The 14,706-nt window shown below is 57.3% G+C and carries 14 protein-coding genes; 4 read left to right on the top strand and 10 right to left on the bottom strand.

The genetic code is table 11. The features are described from left to right. Positions 1-9: 9 nt before the first annotated feature. Complete coding sequence (locus XI02_RS45365) at positions 10-234, bottom strand: hypothetical protein (protein ID WP_244980728.1); 225 nt, start codon at positions 232-234, stop codon at positions 10-12. Between the two features lie 1,089 nt (positions 235-1,323). Here XI02_RS45365 and XI02_RS13680 point away from each other — a divergent pair. Then, positions 1,324-3,147, top strand: a complete 1,824-nt coding sequence (locus XI02_RS13680) for a DUF262 domain-containing protein (protein ID WP_172648368.1) — start codon at positions 1,324-1,326, stop codon at positions 3,145-3,147. An 847-nt stretch (positions 3,148-3,994) separates the two neighbouring features. Next, positions 3,995-4,939: a hypothetical protein gene (locus tag XI02_RS13685; protein WP_172645841.1), complete on the top strand. Its 945-nt coding sequence runs from the start codon at positions 3,995-3,997 to the stop codon at positions 4,937-4,939. A 270-nt stretch (positions 4,940-5,209) separates the two neighbouring features. On the opposite strand, the gene XI02_RS13690 is transcribed toward XI02_RS13685, so the two are convergent. From XI02_RS13690 to XI02_RS13715, 6 genes are all read right to left on the bottom strand, one after another. Further along, positions 5,210-5,758 carry a thermonuclease family protein gene (locus tag XI02_RS13690; RefSeq protein WP_172648367.1) on the bottom strand — a complete coding sequence of 183 codons (549 nt, stop codon included), beginning with the start codon at positions 5,756-5,758 and terminating at the stop codon, positions 5,210-5,212. 685 nt (positions 5,759-6,443) lie between these two features. Further along, on the bottom strand, positions 6,444-7,991 hold the full coding sequence (locus XI02_RS13695) for a recombinase family protein (protein ID WP_172648366.1): 1,548 nt from the start codon (positions 7,989-7,991) through the stop codon (positions 6,444-6,446). Continuing rightward, positions 7,981-8,490 (bottom strand): DUF2924 domain-containing protein, encoded by a 510-nt coding sequence (locus tag XI02_RS13700; protein WP_244980727.1) that lies wholly within the window; start codon positions 8,488-8,490, stop codon positions 7,981-7,983. The genes XI02_RS13695 and XI02_RS13700 overlap by 11 nt, the downstream gene beginning before the upstream one ends. After that, positions 8,487-8,825, bottom strand: coding sequence for a DUF3489 domain-containing protein (locus XI02_RS13705; RefSeq protein WP_172648365.1), 339 nt, complete (start codon positions 8,823-8,825; stop codon positions 8,487-8,489). The genes XI02_RS13700 and XI02_RS13705 overlap by 4 nt, the downstream gene beginning before the upstream one ends. An 88-nt stretch (positions 8,826-8,913) precedes the next feature. Further along, positions 8,914-9,135: a hypothetical protein gene (locus XI02_RS13710; protein ID WP_172648364.1), complete on the bottom strand. Its 222-nt coding sequence runs from the start codon at positions 9,133-9,135 to the stop codon at positions 8,914-8,916. Between the two features lie 160 nt (positions 9,136-9,295). Beyond that, positions 9,296-9,589 (bottom strand): helix-turn-helix transcriptional regulator, encoded by a 294-nt coding sequence (locus tag XI02_RS13715; protein WP_172648363.1) that lies wholly within the window; start codon positions 9,587-9,589, stop codon positions 9,296-9,298. Between the two features lie 185 nt (positions 9,590-9,774). On the opposite strand from XI02_RS13715, the gene XI02_RS13720 reads away from it, so the two are divergent. After that, positions 9,775-10,857 carry a nuclease gene (locus XI02_RS13720; RefSeq protein ID WP_172648362.1) on the top strand — a complete coding sequence of 361 codons (1,083 nt, stop codon included), beginning with the start codon at positions 9,775-9,777 and terminating at the stop codon, positions 10,855-10,857. Continuing rightward, on the top strand, positions 10,844-11,428 hold the full coding sequence (locus tag XI02_RS13725; protein ID WP_172648361.1) for a hypothetical protein: 585 nt from the start codon (positions 10,844-10,846) through the stop codon (positions 11,426-11,428). Before XI02_RS13720 ends, XI02_RS13725 begins: the two co-directional genes overlap by 14 nt. Before the next feature lie 3 nt (positions 11,429-11,431). On the opposite strand, the gene terL is transcribed toward XI02_RS13725, so the two are convergent. From terL to XI02_RS13740, 3 genes are read right to left on the bottom strand one after another with little or no spacing between them, the layout of a single operon-like run. Next, positions 11,432-12,841, bottom strand: coding sequence for a phage terminase large subunit (gene terL / locus XI02_RS13730; protein ID WP_244980726.1), 1,410 nt, complete (start codon positions 12,839-12,841; stop codon positions 11,432-11,434). After that, on the bottom strand, positions 12,834-13,292 hold the full coding sequence (locus XI02_RS13735; protein WP_172648359.1) for a DUF5681 domain-containing protein: 459 nt from the start codon (positions 13,290-13,292) through the stop codon (positions 12,834-12,836). Before XI02_RS13735 ends, terL begins: the two co-directional genes overlap by 8 nt. Further along, entirely contained in the window at positions 13,289-14,695 is a 1,407-nt protein-coding gene (locus XI02_RS13740; protein WP_172648358.1) for a DNA methyltransferase, read from the bottom strand. Before XI02_RS13740 ends, XI02_RS13735 begins: the two co-directional genes overlap by 4 nt. Positions 14,696-14,706: the final 11 nt, after the last annotated feature.

Raw genomic sequence — 14,706 nt, forward strand, 5'->3', positions numbered from 1 at the left:
TCGGGCAATTCAATTCGCATGCCGCCGCGGGTGGCTGGCGGTCGTAACGAGGTCGCGGACATGAAAGGGGTCACAGATTGCTGCGGCCTCTCTTTTTTCGATCAGGACGTCACCACCAGTGGCGGTGATGATGGCGCCAACCGTAGTGATGGCCCCGGTACCAGCCATAATGATGGCCGCGTCCCCAACCGTAGCGATGGCCGCGACCGCCATGATGACCCCAACCGTGTCCATGCCCGTGTCCGTGGCCGCCTCTGACCTGAATGACTTCACCCGCGGTGCTACCCATTGCATGTGGCGTTGCCATCGGCATGGCAGATGCCGACAGCATTGGCGTGAGAGAAAAAGCACAACCGATAACTGCGATTGCCAAGAGCCTTTTCATTAAGATGGTCCTCCCGTTTTGAGCGCTAACCCAGCAGACTATCAGTCGCGCATTGCAATGCTCGCTGAACGGTGCATTCACCTACGGTTCATCGATGCCGCGCTTCGGCGCTGCCTAGACCCCTCTGGGGTCTATTGGAATCTGATGAGCCATGTTCATGGAACGTCGTTCGGATCGCGCGGTTGGTTGCCGAGGCCCACTCTGGAGGACAAATGAAGCGCACAATTATCGCACTTTCTCCCGCCTGCCTTATGGCTTCGAGCACCGCCTTGTTCGCGCAAGGCGTTTCGAGCAAATCTCCCGGCCACGAGATGCAGGACAGGGGCTCCAAGAAGGGTAGCCCCGGCGCCTCAGGTGCGCCCGGACAGGAAATGCAGGCAAAGGGCTCGAAGTCTGGCAGCCCCGGCGCATCGGGATATGCTCCTGGTCAGACGACAGGGTCCAGCACCGGAATCAAATCGGGTGGCTCGACCAGGTCCAAGTAGCCGGCGTGTTGGTCGTCCCAGCGTTCGGCCGGGACGAACCCGCGTTATCCCGCCGCTCGCGGACCGGGCTCACTCCCATTCAGGGATTTTTTCGGTGATCAGAGAATTCCGTTCTCACGGGTGAAATAACCTGGCCGTTGGTATGAAATAAAGAGGCGCCATTCCAATTAATTGGAGGGAAATTCGAAGCAAACTGAGACCGTTCAGATTGTCCAAAACACCCGTTTATTTTCTGCGCCCAGCACGGTTAGCGGTGTGCAGTTGTGTGGCTTTTCGTGCGACTGCGGAACTCCGCGACACAACTGTTGCGGCTGAGCCGAAGCGGACGCTATCGTGCGCCCGCGGTAGATCTAAAGTTGAATTGCGCCCCGGCTGTCCTCATAACGTACACGTAAGCGCGTTGATGAGAGGTGCGCATCTTATCCTGCGCTATGGGCACTTTGGGGGCGGGCGTTGTCTTACATTTCCACGAATATCGCGAACGTGGTCGATCGGATCAATCGATCCTACTTTCTGCCTGCAATTCAAAGGCCCTTTGTTTGGCAGCCGGATCAGATCGTCGCCCTATTCGACTCCTTGTTGAAGGGATATCCGATCAGTTCCTTTCTCCTGTGGGAGATTAAGCCGGAACGTCGAAACGACTGGGAGATCTACAAGTTCATTGAAAACTTCCGGTTTGGGGACACGCACAATGAACTTGCAGAGCCCGATGGCCGGGACGTCGTTCTTGTTCTCGACGGACAACAGCGGCTGACGTCATTGCTGATCGGTTTGCGCGGCAGCTTCACGACCCGTACAAAATACGCACGCCGAAACAATCCGGATGCCTGGAGCAGACAGCGTCTTTACATTGACCTGCTTAAAGATCCAGCAACAGAGAACGGCGACGAGGACGATCGTGAGGACCTAGGCGTGACCTATGGCCTCCGCTTCTTTGAAACTGATCCGAAGAGTTCGCCGGAAAAGCTCTGGCTAAAGATTGGTGCGATCTTGGATTGTACGAGCGACGACGCGTTCGACGGCCTAAAGGATAGCATCATCGATGCTTTGCCGGACACGGCGACAAGAGGCGAGCAGCGGATCGTCGAGAAGAACTTGGACCGGCTTTACCGAACGATCTGGAAGGACGGTGTTATCTCTTACTACACCGAAAAGGACCAATCGTACGACAGGGTTCTCGATATATTCATCCGGGCAAACGATGGCGGCACGAAGCTCAGCAAGTCCGACCTCCTGCTGTCTATGATAACGTCGAAATGGGCGGGTATCAGTGCGCGCCAGGAGATATTTGACTTCGTCGATCTTCTGAATGATGGCCTAGATGGCAGGAACGATCTGGATAAGGACTTCGTAATGAAGTCCTGTTTAGTCCTTTCCGATCTTGATCAGCGTTACAAGGTCGGCAATTTCACGAACGCCAATCTTCGGATTATCGAGGCGAACTGGAAGGGCATAAAGCAAAGCCTTGAAGCCACGCTGCGCCTGGTCAATCGCTTTGGAATCGATCGCGAGACGTTGACGTCGACCAATGCGTTGCTCCCTATCGCGTATTATGTCTACAAAACAAGATGTGGGAGTTTGGATGGATCAACCCAGTTTGAGTCCTCGAACGCGATGGCGATCCGTCGATGGCTCGCCGGAAGCATGCTCAACGGCGTGTTCGGCGGCAGTTCAGACCAAACCATTGGAGCGTCGAGAAGCATCATCCAGCAATCGCTCGTCCATAGCCGCGATTTCCCGTACCGCGGTCTCGTGGAAGGGTTGGCGCGACGCGGTCGCCTAGTTAACTTCGACGACAACAATGTCGATGGATTGCTCGACGTCAACTATGGACAGCGCGGATGTTTTCTCGCGTTGTCGCTCCTCTACGACACCAACAATTGGGGAGCGGTAAAATACCACATCGATCATATCATCCCTAGGTCACTGGCTGATCGGAAGGCGTTGATGGCGAAGAATCTGCCGGAAGCGTTGATCGAGAAAATCTTGGAGAGCGTAAATCGCCTGGGAAATTTGCAACTGCTGTTGAGCCGCGAGAATCTAGAGAAAAGCAACATTCCTTTTTCTGAGTGGATCCAGACCCGTGATCGAGACTTTCTCCATCGGCATCTGATTCCAGATGAGCCAGTCCTTTGGGAGGTCGAGGCGCTGCCTGATTTCGTGAGAGCCCGAGAGCGGCTGATACGGCAGCAGCTCCGGCGCCTGAGCTTAGATACTGCCGTTTTCGACGCTACCGGACAAAGCACCCGCGAAGCGGAGGGCGCCCTGGGAAACTGATTACCGGCAGCGGCGTACGTGGCGCAAACCCAGATGCCGCTGCCGGCCGCCACGAAACGTCCGTCCACGACCAAGCGGCTAATGGCGATTGCTCGACGAAGTCTGGAGAGCTGTTTCCGCGATTTGAGCGAATCGGTCAGGACGGGGAACGCTACGTTGCCCACCGATTCAACGATGGGCGGTATCGAATGGCCAACCCTGCGCTAGGACGTAGAAAGCACCATTCGGCAAACCAGCTCTCCGTCGAGCTCACTGAGATCGTTGGGTATCTAGAGCTCGGATATCTTCTCCGCATGCGCGGCGAGACGACGAAGCAAGTCAATCTGATCGCGGCATCAGAGATCAGAATCATCCGCGATGAGTAGATGGCCACCAAATAACTGAGGGTTCGCAGATCGCCGTTGGCGACGATGTCTCAAGGCTCAGGCGGGCCTCGGTTCATGATCGGCCCTTGGCCGACTTCCATAACATCTCATTTGCGAATCTCGCCCCTTGGCTCGATCTCCGTAGCACGAATAAGGGGCAACCGGTCCAGCGGCGTCGATTAGTCCGCCGCGATCAATGCGGAGTTGCGGTCGCCCACTACTGTTCCCTTGATTTCAATCTGACATCCACGCGAACTAGTGCATCGGCCAATAGTCTGTTCTCTTGTCTCTGTAGACGCCTGCCCGAGCAGAACTCCGACAGGGTTGGTATCCTGTTGGTTCTGCAGCAGGGCAGCGGTATTGTTGTCGATGAGCACAATTAGACCACTGACAGCGACCTTCTTGCCGTGAAGGGAGCACGCGTCGATCTTTAAGTCTCGGATTGAGATTGGCTTGTAGCCGGCGCTAGTCAGCGATGCAACGTGTTGCGCTTCCCTCTCATTCTTCAGCTTCGAATCCTCGGCTACGTATGGGCAGCGAGCTGGAACCAGAGTGGTGTCGGTACACTGCAAGTCCTTACCGTTGACGCATCGGCGTTTGACGGCGGTTCAATCCGGGGTTCGCAGATCGTCGATGGCTCTGGATCAAACACGAGACCTGCTGAAAAAACCGAGGAGCAAAAAGCGGAGGAAAGTCGTCTCGTTGCCGAGAAGGCTGCGGCAGACAAAGCTGCGGCCGACAAGAAAGCGGCCGACCTCGTCGCCGCTGAAAAAGCCGCCGCCGAAAAGGCGGCAGCGGAACAAGCCGCAGCTGCGCAAGCAGCGGCTGATAAAGCAGCGCAGCAGGCTGAGGCAGAACTCGCTCGGCGAAATGAAATTCGTCGAAGGGGCAGCGACTATGCAATTTTGTCTGAGACAATCTGGAACATCACCCGAACGCCGAACGAGATGACCGACAAGGTCGACATCATCGTTAAGTCGATTCAGAAAAACAATCAGGGGCTGGTGGTAGAGGTCGAAGGTACTTGCAAGAATGGGGAGGTGAGATTCTCAGGTCTGGTCGTTGGCGACGACGGCAAGCCAAATGTGAATCTAGTCGGTCGCACCGCGATTGGCGACGGATCAATTGGATTCGGCGTTCCAGCGCTTTATCGCGTGAATGACAGGCAACCGTCGAATGTCATCATTCCGGAGCTTGAGTTCATCAACAAGCTTCAGCTGGTTGTATTTGCAAATCCAAGCAGAAAGTCAGAGACATTTGAGGATAGCGTCAGACTGATGGGAGCTCTATTGGGTGCGAACGTCTTTGCAAGGACATCAGAGACTTGGCGGATCATGACCGAACTCAAAACGGATCGAGGAAATGTCATTGTAAAGATCCCGATCTTCGATGCGAATATTCAAGCACTATTTCAATCTTGCAGCTAAGCGACGATTTCAGCTCGGAAGACGCGAATTCGCAAGCGCATGGTCTCCAACGGACAGCTCAGGCTGCCGTCCTGGCTTTGACTTGGTGCGTCGGTCGCCCTCGACCTGGTCCAGATGTCCAGCGAACGCCGGGAGAGGGCGGTCGAAACTGCTGTCGTTCCGTAGAACCGGTATCGGTGGACCGAGCTCAGCTAATGTGCCGTTGCCAGCCCACGGCGCGCTGTCTGAAAAGGCCCTGATCGCTTTGTGCGGTCAGCGGCCTTAGCAATCTCAGGGATGAGCATTCGTGTCGTCTGAGCAGACTCCCGGTGATCCGCCGAGCCTGATGCAGATGCGATAACGCCACGGCTCGACATAGCTGCCCTCCCACATGCCGCGCTGGGCGTGCTCGGCTTCACGCTGGGCAGCGCTGTACTTGCGTTTAGAATACTGCGGCCAATCGAGCGCGAGTCCTCTTCGGACCAGCCATTCCCCGAGATCGGCACCGTCGACCGAACAAGTCGCCACGATCCGCCCATACTGATCCAGGGACACCGGGATGCACGTGACAGGTCGTCGGGCGATGAAGGCGTCGAGATTGTTGGCGGCTTTCGTGCCGCAGCGATATTGCAGGCTGTCGTCGCCTCGGCAGAGCTGGGTGCTCTCGGGCGCGTCGATGCCCCAAAGGCGGACGCGTGTGCCGTGAATTTCGAGGGTGTCGCCGTCGACGACGCTGACGCGACCGACGATATCTTCGGCGACCGCTGGTGTAGCGGTGATCGCCGCCGCCGCGGCGATGAGCGAGCGAAAAGCAACATCGAGCAGCCAGCGCTGGGGCATCAATCCGGTCGTTTGATACCGGTTTTGACGTCAGCGGGTATGGGGTTTCGTGCCATCGCTTCCACCACCTCGACCACGTCCAGTCGCACCGTTCGGTCCTTGATAGAGCGAAATGCGCGTAGCAGTCGGAATATTTCCGCCGCGTCCTTGGCTAACCCTTCCTTCGACAAGATCGCCCCTCAACCAAATGGACTTGGCGGACCCAAGGCTCGGAAAATGATCCTAACGGTCACCGGTCCTGCTTCAATACCGGAGAATTGCGGATTCGATCCGCACCGTGCAGCTTGGCAGGACCCGTTTGGTTCCTGCGGCGGAGCGCCTGCAAATGCTCTGAATAAGCAGAAGGCCCCGACGCGGGGCTGGGTGCGTCGAGGCCTTCTCCGGATGACAGTGCGGCTCAACAACGCGCGCTACTTCAGTTGGTTCCGGCCAAGATCCTCACAAAAGAACCAACCGAGATTGTGAACTGGTTCACACTTGTGCGGCGCGATGTCTGGTAGGTGACCCGGGCTGGGGGATTTCAGGGGCCCAGTTTCAGGCGCCGCCGGGACACGATATTTCGAGCCCGACGGCGTAATTTTTCGGCAGCGGGCGCGCAAGACGCCGCCAAACGCAACCCCGAATCAGAGTTATGCCTTTCCCGAGGAAATGATGAATTTGGCCCCCTGACTGGAGTCATCTCCTTCTAGATTTTGGTCTCGGCCGCTCGACGCTCGCCGACCGGCTCGGCCAAGCGATGCTCGCGCCACCGCAAGGGGAGCGACTTCGGAATTTGCTTTAATTTGATGGCGCGATCGCCGTCCAAGATGGCTGACGTTGAGGCAGGCGAAAGAAATGCGAGCCTTAAGCCCTGCCGAACGACTTTGGGATGCACCTTATTGGCTGCGGCAAGATCCTCGATTGTGGCGTACCGCCCGTCACGAAGATCGTTCAACCAGACTCGTGCGCGAATCATCGCCTGCAGAAGTTTTGGATCGGTCTTGCCTTCCGATAAAACCGGCTGAGTTTCGGGGTTGCTTAAGGTTTTTGGAACCCATGGAATCTCAATCGAGCTCTTCCCGTCATCGCCGGAGCCGAGTGCGATTCGGAGTGTTCGCTCGGTCACGACGATGCGTTCGACGCGATTGAGCGTCTCCTCCCTTGGGACGTCCGGATCATTGATCCGTGCCTGGATCGCGGTTTCGACGAGGCCTTCGATCTCAGGTGCCGAGACCCGCGCGACGGTGCCCGCCTTGTGTTTCCGTCCGCGCAGGGCCCTGCTGACATAAAACCGATATCGGACGCCATTCTTGCTGGAAAAGCTCGGACCCATGCGGTTGCCGCGATCGTCGAACAGTTTGCCCTGGAGCAGGCTACCACTCTTGAAGGAGCTCGCCTTGCGATCAATCACGTTGGCCTTGAGGAGCGATTGGACCTCGTCGAACATCTTCTGATCGAGGATTGCGTCGTGCTCGCCTTTGAACCACTTGCCGCCATGATGGATTTGCCCAAGGTAGATCCGGTTTCTCAGGAGATGGGAAAGCGGGCCATAGGTAAAAGGAATGCCGCCCCGGTATTTGGGGACCTTGGTGTCTCGCCGCTTGGTGACGATCTTGCGCCGATCAAGTTCTGCCACCAACTTGCCGAACGACCTTAACTCGAGGTAGAGCCGGAAGATGGTGCGGACGGTTTCGGCCTCGGCCTTGTCGATGACAAGCTTCCGGTTCTTGGCTTCATAACCGAGTGGCACCGTCCCGCCGGTCCATTTTCCCTTTTTGCGGGAAGCCGCGACTTTGTCGCGGACGCGTTCCGAAGCTAGCTCGCGTTCGAACTGAGCAAACGACAGCAGCACGTTCAGGGTCAGCCGGCCCATCGAGGTGGTCGTGTTGAACTGCTGGGTGACCGCCACAAAGGAGATCGACCTCGCATCGAAGGTCTCGACCAGTTTGGCAAAATCGGCGAGCGAGCGGGTGAGGCGGTCGATCTTGTAGACCACCACGACGTCGACTCTGTCAGCCTCGATATCGGCCAGCAGTTGCTTCAGGGCGGGGCGGTCGAGATTGCCGCCGGAGTAGGCGGGATCATCATAGTGCTGAGGCAAGGCTTTCCAGCCCTGCGAAGCCTGGCTCTTGATATAGGCCTCACAGGCCTCGCGCTGCGCGTCGAGCGAGTTGAACTCCTGATCCAGGCCGTGTTCGGTGGATTTGCGGGTGTAGACGGCGCAGCGCAGCGCATTTCGAGCTTCAGCTGCCATCGACCACCTTCGCGGCATCGGCCTGGGCGGCGGACGGCCGCAGCCCGAAGAATCGCGGCCCGCTCCACTTCGTGCCTGTGATCGCGGTGGCGATTTCGGAGAGGCTGGCGAAGGTTCTGCCTTCGTAGGCGAACCCGTCCTCCATGACCATCACGCGGTACGTGCAACGATTCCAGGTCCGCACCAGTTCGGAGCCCGGCTTGATCCGCCGGGGGACTGCGATCCGGCCGTTGGGTTTGGTTCGGGCAGCTTTTACCAGCTGATTCAGCATGCGTTGGTGCTCCCGCGACAGACCGCCATATGTTTGCTCCTGGATCTGGTGTGCGATGCTGCGCCGAAGCAGGTCCGGACCGAACGCCTTCGGCGGCTCGGTCCGAAACAGCCCACGGTAGCGGGCACGAAGCTGGACGATCGGCATCGCGGGCAGTCGGTCTAGTTCGGCCTCGACCTTTGGATCAACAGCCCGCTCCGTTGCGTCGGAAGCGGTGCTCATGTTCATGATGCGAGCCCCTGCGCCGCGATCCGGTAGACGCGCTCTTTGCCAGTTTTCTCGGAGCCAAGCTTTAGCCGGAGCTTCTTTCTGACAACGCCGGCAAAGAAGCCACGCACGGAATGCGGCTGCCAGCCCGTCGCTTTCATGATTGCGGCGACCGTCGTCCCCTTCGGCTGGCGTAGGAGCCTAAGTACAGCCTCCTGTTTGGACGAGCTGCCTGATCCGACGACAGTCTTGCTCTGTGTGGCTGCCTTGCGCTTGGCGGCTTTTCCGACGGTCTTGGTGCCCGGGTGAGGTCTGGAAGATTTCTTTGACCGCGGTCCGGACTTGCGAGTCGTCATTTTGCGCTCCTGTGTCAACTACAGCATCATGCGCTGCCACTGACACAAGCCCCGCATCCGGGGCAAAAGATGCTAAGAAGGCCGGGCGTTAGCTTCGGGTGAGCCGATGCATCATCGTGACGGCGTCGTGCAGCCGTCCACTGTCGTAGAGGAGTTGCTCGATCTCCATCGACACCTCGATCCCCTCGGCCACGCTGCCTGCCAAAACGCAGGCTTCCGCCGCGCGTGCTATGCGGACGGCTTCGTTGAGCTTCATGGTGATTTCGCCCAAAAAGAGCTTGATAGCTTCGTTGACGGCTGTCGTATCCATATGCACGGCCCGTTGTTGACGACGACACTACCGCTCCGATCGGTTGTGAAGTCGAGCGGATTCGTGAGCAATCTTGTGGCTCTTTTCTTGGAATCTCGATCACAAGATGCTCGACGAATCTCGGGCGCGATACCGCGGGTACGCCAGATCCGCTGTTGAGCTATTTGGCGCCTCTGACTGGCGCTTTCGCCGGCGATCTTCCGCTCACAAAATCGCGAAACAGTTTGACCGGGTCGTCGCCGATAGCGCGGACGACCGCAACGAATTCGATGACATCGAGCCGCCGCTCACCGCCTTCGTATTTGGCGACGAACGACTGAGGCTTCTTGAGGCGGCGAGCCAAGGCATGCTGGGTAAGCCCTGCAGCTTTGCGCGCCGCAACCATAACGGCACGAAAGGCCGCCTGGTCCGGCGAATGGATGGTTTTGCCGATGCCGCGGGCGGTAGGGGTCATTGCCTGGACAGGCTGATCCCAGCATCGGATTATCCCAAAACAGGATAAAATTAACTCTGATCTGCTCTTGTGGTTACCCGTTGGCGCTTTGCACTGGATGTGAGGCGTCAGTCGAGCGAAGCCTATGGCGGGGTCGAGAGGTCAGCTTAGGCAGCAATACGACCTACCCTGGGCAAGGAGCTGATATGCCGGTCGGTCAGAGAATATGGCGGATTGGGCAGCCGCCTCAACGGCTGCGCGAGAGCACGCTCGCTTCGGAGAAGTCGCTGGAAGAAATGATCGTTGCCGCACCGGAGATCGTCTCCGATGAATGGATGGTCATAGGCCAGCAAGAGGACACGGGCTTCGGCGGTCGCATCGATCTTCTCGCAATCGCACCCGATAGCTCGCTCATCCTCATCGAGATCAAGCGCGGTCGCTCTCCCCGCGAGGTCGTGGCGCAAGCTATCGATTATGCAACCTGGGTGGAAGCACTCGATGCGGAAACGGTATTCCGGATCTATTCGCGATTTAGCAAGGGTGGGGATCTTGGACGGGATTTCGAAGCGCGATTTGGAACGGCGATCGATACCGAAGAGTTTCCAAATCACCATCAAATCGTGATTGTCGCGGCGTCTCTCGATGCGAGCTCGGAACGGATCGTTTCCTACCTCAGCAAGCGTTCGGTGGCGATCAACGTCCTCTGCTTTGAGGTTTTCGAGAACGGCAGCGACAAGTTCATCAGCCGGGCTTGGCTGCAAGACCCCGCAGAATCCCAGCTCGCGACCAGCGCAATCGAATCCAATTCACCTCACGCTGCTTGGAACGGCGAATTCTACATGTCCTTCGGGACCAAGGGCCGCTCTTGGGACGAAGCCGTGAAGCATGGTTTTGTCAGTGCCGGGGGCGGGAGCTGGTATTCCAACACGCTGAAGCTGCTCAAACCCGGCGATCGGATATGGGTAAAAGCTCCCGGCTACGGTTTTGTGGGCGTCGGGCGGGTCAAAGGTTTTTCCACGCCTGCGGGCGAGTTTCGGGTGCGGACCAATGGAACGCAGAAGCCGGCCTCGGAGGTCTTGGTGGCTGACAACTACAAGAACCCGAGAGACGGTGAGAAAGGCGAATTTTTCGTTGCGGTGGAATGGGCGCAAACTGTTCCTCTCGAAAATGCCGTCAGTGAACCCGGCCTTTTCGGCAACCGCAACACCGTGTGCGCACCTAGGGTACCGAAGTGGCGCGCCACGGTTGAACGACTCAAGACAGCGTTTCCTCGCTATGACGCGGTCTGAGCAAGGTCCAGCGGCAACTCAGGCTTTGCCAAATGGGCACCGCGAACACGCTGCTGCTGTCCATACAGAAGAGGTGCTCGCCGCGGCCCTGTCTGGCGATTATCAGGTTCATCGGGGCGCCAGCCTCCTTTACCGGATTGAGATCGACAGCTCGGGCAAAGCCAGCCATGACGGACAAGATGCGCCGCGGCGAGGCCAGTACGCGTTTCAGACGGATATCTTGGTCACGCGCGCCAAAACGCCCCTTGTGGTCGTGGAGCTAAAGGCGGGATTCTTCTCGTCCCATGACGTCATCACCTACTCCTGGAAGGCGCAACGTCACAAGCAGGTCTATCCCTATCTGCGATATGGTTTTGCAGTGGTCGGGCTTGAAGCGCTTGGCCGGCGCTTCATGACCCACAACGAGGCGTTCGACTTTGCCGCGGCAATACCCGATCATGGTCGAATCGAGACCGATCTGGTACCTATTGTTCTACGCCAGATCCGTAGTGCTGAGCGTATCATTGACTTAACCCGGCATGGCCGAATCAAGCTGCGGCGCTACGAACAAAACGTCGAGATCGATGGCTAACTATTAGCCCATGACCCATTGCAAGGTGGCGTCATAACCAAAAGCCTTGAAGGCAAGAGCCTGAGTTATGCTATCGACTTGATCATCGTGCTTGCCTTGCGGAAAAGTGAGCAGCTCCGTCTCCAGGTCTGGCAAAAAGAGCGCGTTCTTGGGAAAGTAGACCCGGCCAGCTTCGAACTTTGCCGCTTGCACGTAAAGGCGCGTGGCCTTGTCGCGGTCGACCGGCACTGAACGGACGCGAAACCGTCCCATATCCCTTAAGTCCTGGCCGAGCGCGATTCCAGTGGACGCCTCTTCGATCACAATGGCGGCGGGATTGTATTTCTCGGCAAGCGCGAGCGCAGTTTGGCGTAGGCGAGGGTATTCGTAGCGTCCGCGCGTGACATCCAGCAGGTAGTAGTCGTTCCTGTCGACAATCAGCCAAGTTGTGCAGACCGACCAGCTATTCTGCGCTCCCTCTTTTGCTGCACAGTCCCAGCTTTGAATTATCTTGGTCCGGTATGTCTGCGCCGGCTGTGTGTCGTAATAGCGGAGCCACGAACGGCGGATCATGGCGCCACCCGGAGGGACCGGATTTTGCTGGTATTGAGCCGCAAAGACCTCCGAACCAACCTCCTTGCGGACTGTTTCCCAATCGGCCAAAGAATCTCGCTCGGGATGCAAGGCGTGGCCCGTTTCTCGGCGATGAGTTTGTCCGTCGCCGGTCGGAATGTCTTCGTCTTCTTCGGCAATTGCTGCCAGATTGAGTACGGTCCAGCCGGCGGAGTTCTCCGTCAGATATCCGGTCAAGTCGTTGAGCTGAACGCGCTGCATCACGACAATGATGGCCCCTGATTGCTTGTTGTCGAGACGTGACATCAATGTGTTGGAGAACCATGCATTGAGGCTATCGCGCAACGGCTGCGATTGCGCATCGACCGGCTTCTGCGGGTCGTCGATGATAAACAGATTGCCACCTAACCCCGTGAGCGCCCCACCGACCGAGGTAGTCCTGCGGTAGCCGCGCTTGGTTGTGAATACGTCGGAGTCGGCAGTACGCGCGATCTTGAGTTTCGGAAATGCTCCTCGATACCAAGAAGACAGTACGATGGCGCGAAAGTCGGCCGCGTGCTTGGTCGAAAGGTCGGCGCCGTAGCTCAAACAGATGACGCGATAAGACGGATCGTGACCCAGCAGCAAGGCCGGGAATGCGACCGAGCAAATGATTGATTTGAGATATCGTGGTGGCATATTAATGATAAGCCGGTTGATCTTTCCACTCCGGATTTGCTCTAACCGGTAGAGGATTGCCGCAATATGCCAATTGCGCAGGAATGGCGTTCCGGGATTTAGCGTCAAGAAACAGCGATGCAAGAAAGCATAGGAATCGCTGCGGAGAATGGCATTAAAAGCATCTTGTTCAAGTCTATCCACGCTTGGCATCCTTTTCCGTCTTGGACAGATACTCGTTCAGGTAAGCCTTCAGCACCGCCTGATCGTCGTCCATGAGCTCGGTTTGCTGAGGCTGATCCGAGGAAATTGAGCTGAGCCGATTGAACAGAAATCCCGCGGCCTTGATGTTGCCTTTCAAGGCATCTTCGGCAAGACGGCGAAAGATTGCTTCAAGGACCGTCATGCGTAAGTCGCGGCCACCTTGCCGGACCGGGATCCGTTGAAACAGCAACTCATCCAGCATCGTGGCTTCGTTCTTTTTGCCCTTCGGCCTGCCCTTTGGGTTGCCGCTCTGTCCGGGTTTGAACTGATGAGCGCGAGGAGGCCTGCCGTAGCCAACTGGATCGCTCACGCTCTCTTCCCTAGAAGACAGCCGAAGTCGCTTGATTTTCGGCTTTGGCTTGGTCCCATTCCTTTGCTTGTCCTTGCTCATCTGGATCGCCCGCCTTTGCGCTCATTATCCCGCCCCTCGTCCGCCACCTCGTCGAAGGTCTGACCTGTGGCCTTAAGGGTGGCATCGCGACCGGTGAATGATTGCCAGCGTCGCACCGCGACATCGACGTACAGCGGATCAATTTCCAGGCCGTATCCGCGGCGGCCGATCCGCTCGGCTGCTAAGATCGTGGTGCCGCTACCCATGAATGGATCCAGCACGATCTCACCGCGACGTGAGCAATCGCGCATCGCATCCGCGACGAGGGCGATCGGCTTGACCGTAGGATGAGACGCCAATTCGTCCAAGCGCCCGGCTCTGAAGGTATTGATACCAGGATAGCTCCACACGTTGCTTCGATTGCGGCCATGCTTTCCTAGCTCCACATTGTTCTGATGCGGTGCGTTACCGTGCTTGAACACGATTATGAACTCGTGTTGGGCGCGGTAAAGAGAGCCCTGGCCGGCGTTTGTCTTGACCCAGACGACTATGTTCTTCAGTTCGCTGTAGATGTCTCGTCCGGCAGCGAGCATCTCGCCGACATGCCGCCAATCAATGCAGGAAAAATGTATTGATCCAGGCCTAGAGTAACGCGTTGCTAGCGACATCCATCGTCTTAAAAAGTCGGTGAACTGCGCGGGAGACATTTCGCCAGAAGCGAATGCGAACTCTCGATGCTTGACCCTGCCGCGGCCAACCATGTTCGCTATTCGTACGTTATAGGGGCCGTCAGCGAACAGCATTGAAGCTCTGTCGGAGCCCATCAGCTTCTGCAGGGCGCTTTCTTCACATGCATCGCCACAAAGTAGGCGATGCTCCCCCAGCATCCACACGTCGTCAGCCTGAGTGACGGGCTTGCTGTCATCAATGGGCGGCGCCTCATCGAGGGGGTCTCGCTCGCTGTCCGCCAAATCGACCGCAAGAGCGTCAATCTCAGCCGGTTCGAAGCCTAGTATTGAAATATCAAGATCGATCTCCGGCAGCAGGGTAGCGAGCTCACCTAGCTCCGCCGACAATACGGACCTGTCCCAGCCTGCGTTCGCGGCGATCTTATTGTCAGCGATCGCGAGGGCACGTTTTTGCGCTTGATTTAACCCGCTCACCGTCATTACTGGAACTTCTTGGAGGCCGAGCTGCAATGCAGCCTGATAGCGGCCGTTGCCCGCGATAATATCTCCCCCTTCATCGACAAGGATTGGATACGTCCATCCGACAGCCTGAATCGAACTTGCGATTTGCCTAATCTGCTTCTTTGAATGCGTTCGCGTGTTACGTTGCGAAGGTGTCACTGACAGCAAAGGAACAAGCTTGACTTGCAGGTGCCGGGCAGCGCGCTGCGAAGGCGCTCGATTTGTAACCTCGATGTGGGTTTCAAATATGCGCGTATGCTTACTGTTCTGCATTGGTGGTTTTC

The organism is Bradyrhizobium sp. CCBAU 21365 (assembly GCF_015291305.1).
Classification (GTDB): Bacteria; Pseudomonadota; Alphaproteobacteria; order Rhizobiales; family Xanthobacteraceae; genus Bradyrhizobium; species Bradyrhizobium elkanii.

What these genes read in the sequence shown, in the direction of transcription:
- XI02_RS45365 (WP_244980728.1), bottom strand. Translation starts at nt 234, where the DNA reads ATGGACACGGTTGGGGTCATCATGGCGGTCGCGGCCATCGCTACGGTT.
- XI02_RS13690 (WP_172648367.1), bottom strand. Translation starts at nt 5,758, where the DNA reads ATGCCCCAGCGCTGGCTGCTCGATGTTGCTTTTCGCTCGCTCATCGCC.
- XI02_RS13695 (WP_172648366.1), bottom strand. Translation starts at nt 7,991, where the DNA reads ATGGCAGCTGAAGCTCGAAATGCGCTGCGCTGCGCCGTCTACACCCGC.
- XI02_RS13700 (WP_244980727.1), bottom strand. Translation starts at nt 8,490, where the DNA reads ATGAACATGAGCACCGCTTCCGACGCAACGGAGCGGGCTGTTGATCCA.
- XI02_RS13705 (WP_172648365.1), bottom strand. Translation starts at nt 8,825, where the DNA reads ATGACGACTCGCAAGTCCGGACCGCGGTCAAAGAAATCTTCCAGACCT.
- XI02_RS13710 (WP_172648364.1), bottom strand. Translation starts at nt 9,135, where the DNA reads ATGGATACGACAGCCGTCAACGAAGCTATCAAGCTCTTTTTGGGCGAA.
- XI02_RS13715 (WP_172648363.1), bottom strand. Translation starts at nt 9,589, where the DNA reads ATGACCCCTACCGCCCGCGGCATCGGCAAAACCATCCATTCGCCGGAC.
- XI02_RS13720 (WP_172648362.1), top strand. Translation starts at nt 9,775, where the DNA reads ATGCCGGTCGGTCAGAGAATATGGCGGATTGGGCAGCCGCCTCAACGG.
- XI02_RS13725 (WP_172648361.1), top strand. Translation starts at nt 10,844, where the DNA reads ATGACGCGGTCTGAGCAAGGTCCAGCGGCAACTCAGGCTTTGCCAAAT.
- XI02_RS13735 (WP_172648359.1), bottom strand. Translation starts at nt 13,292, where the DNA reads ATGAGCAAGGACAAGCAAAGGAATGGGACCAAGCCAAAGCCGAAAATC.
- XI02_RS13740 (WP_172648358.1), bottom strand. Translation starts at nt 14,695, where the DNA reads ATGCAGAACAGTAAGCATACGCGCATATTTGAAACCCACATCGAGGTT.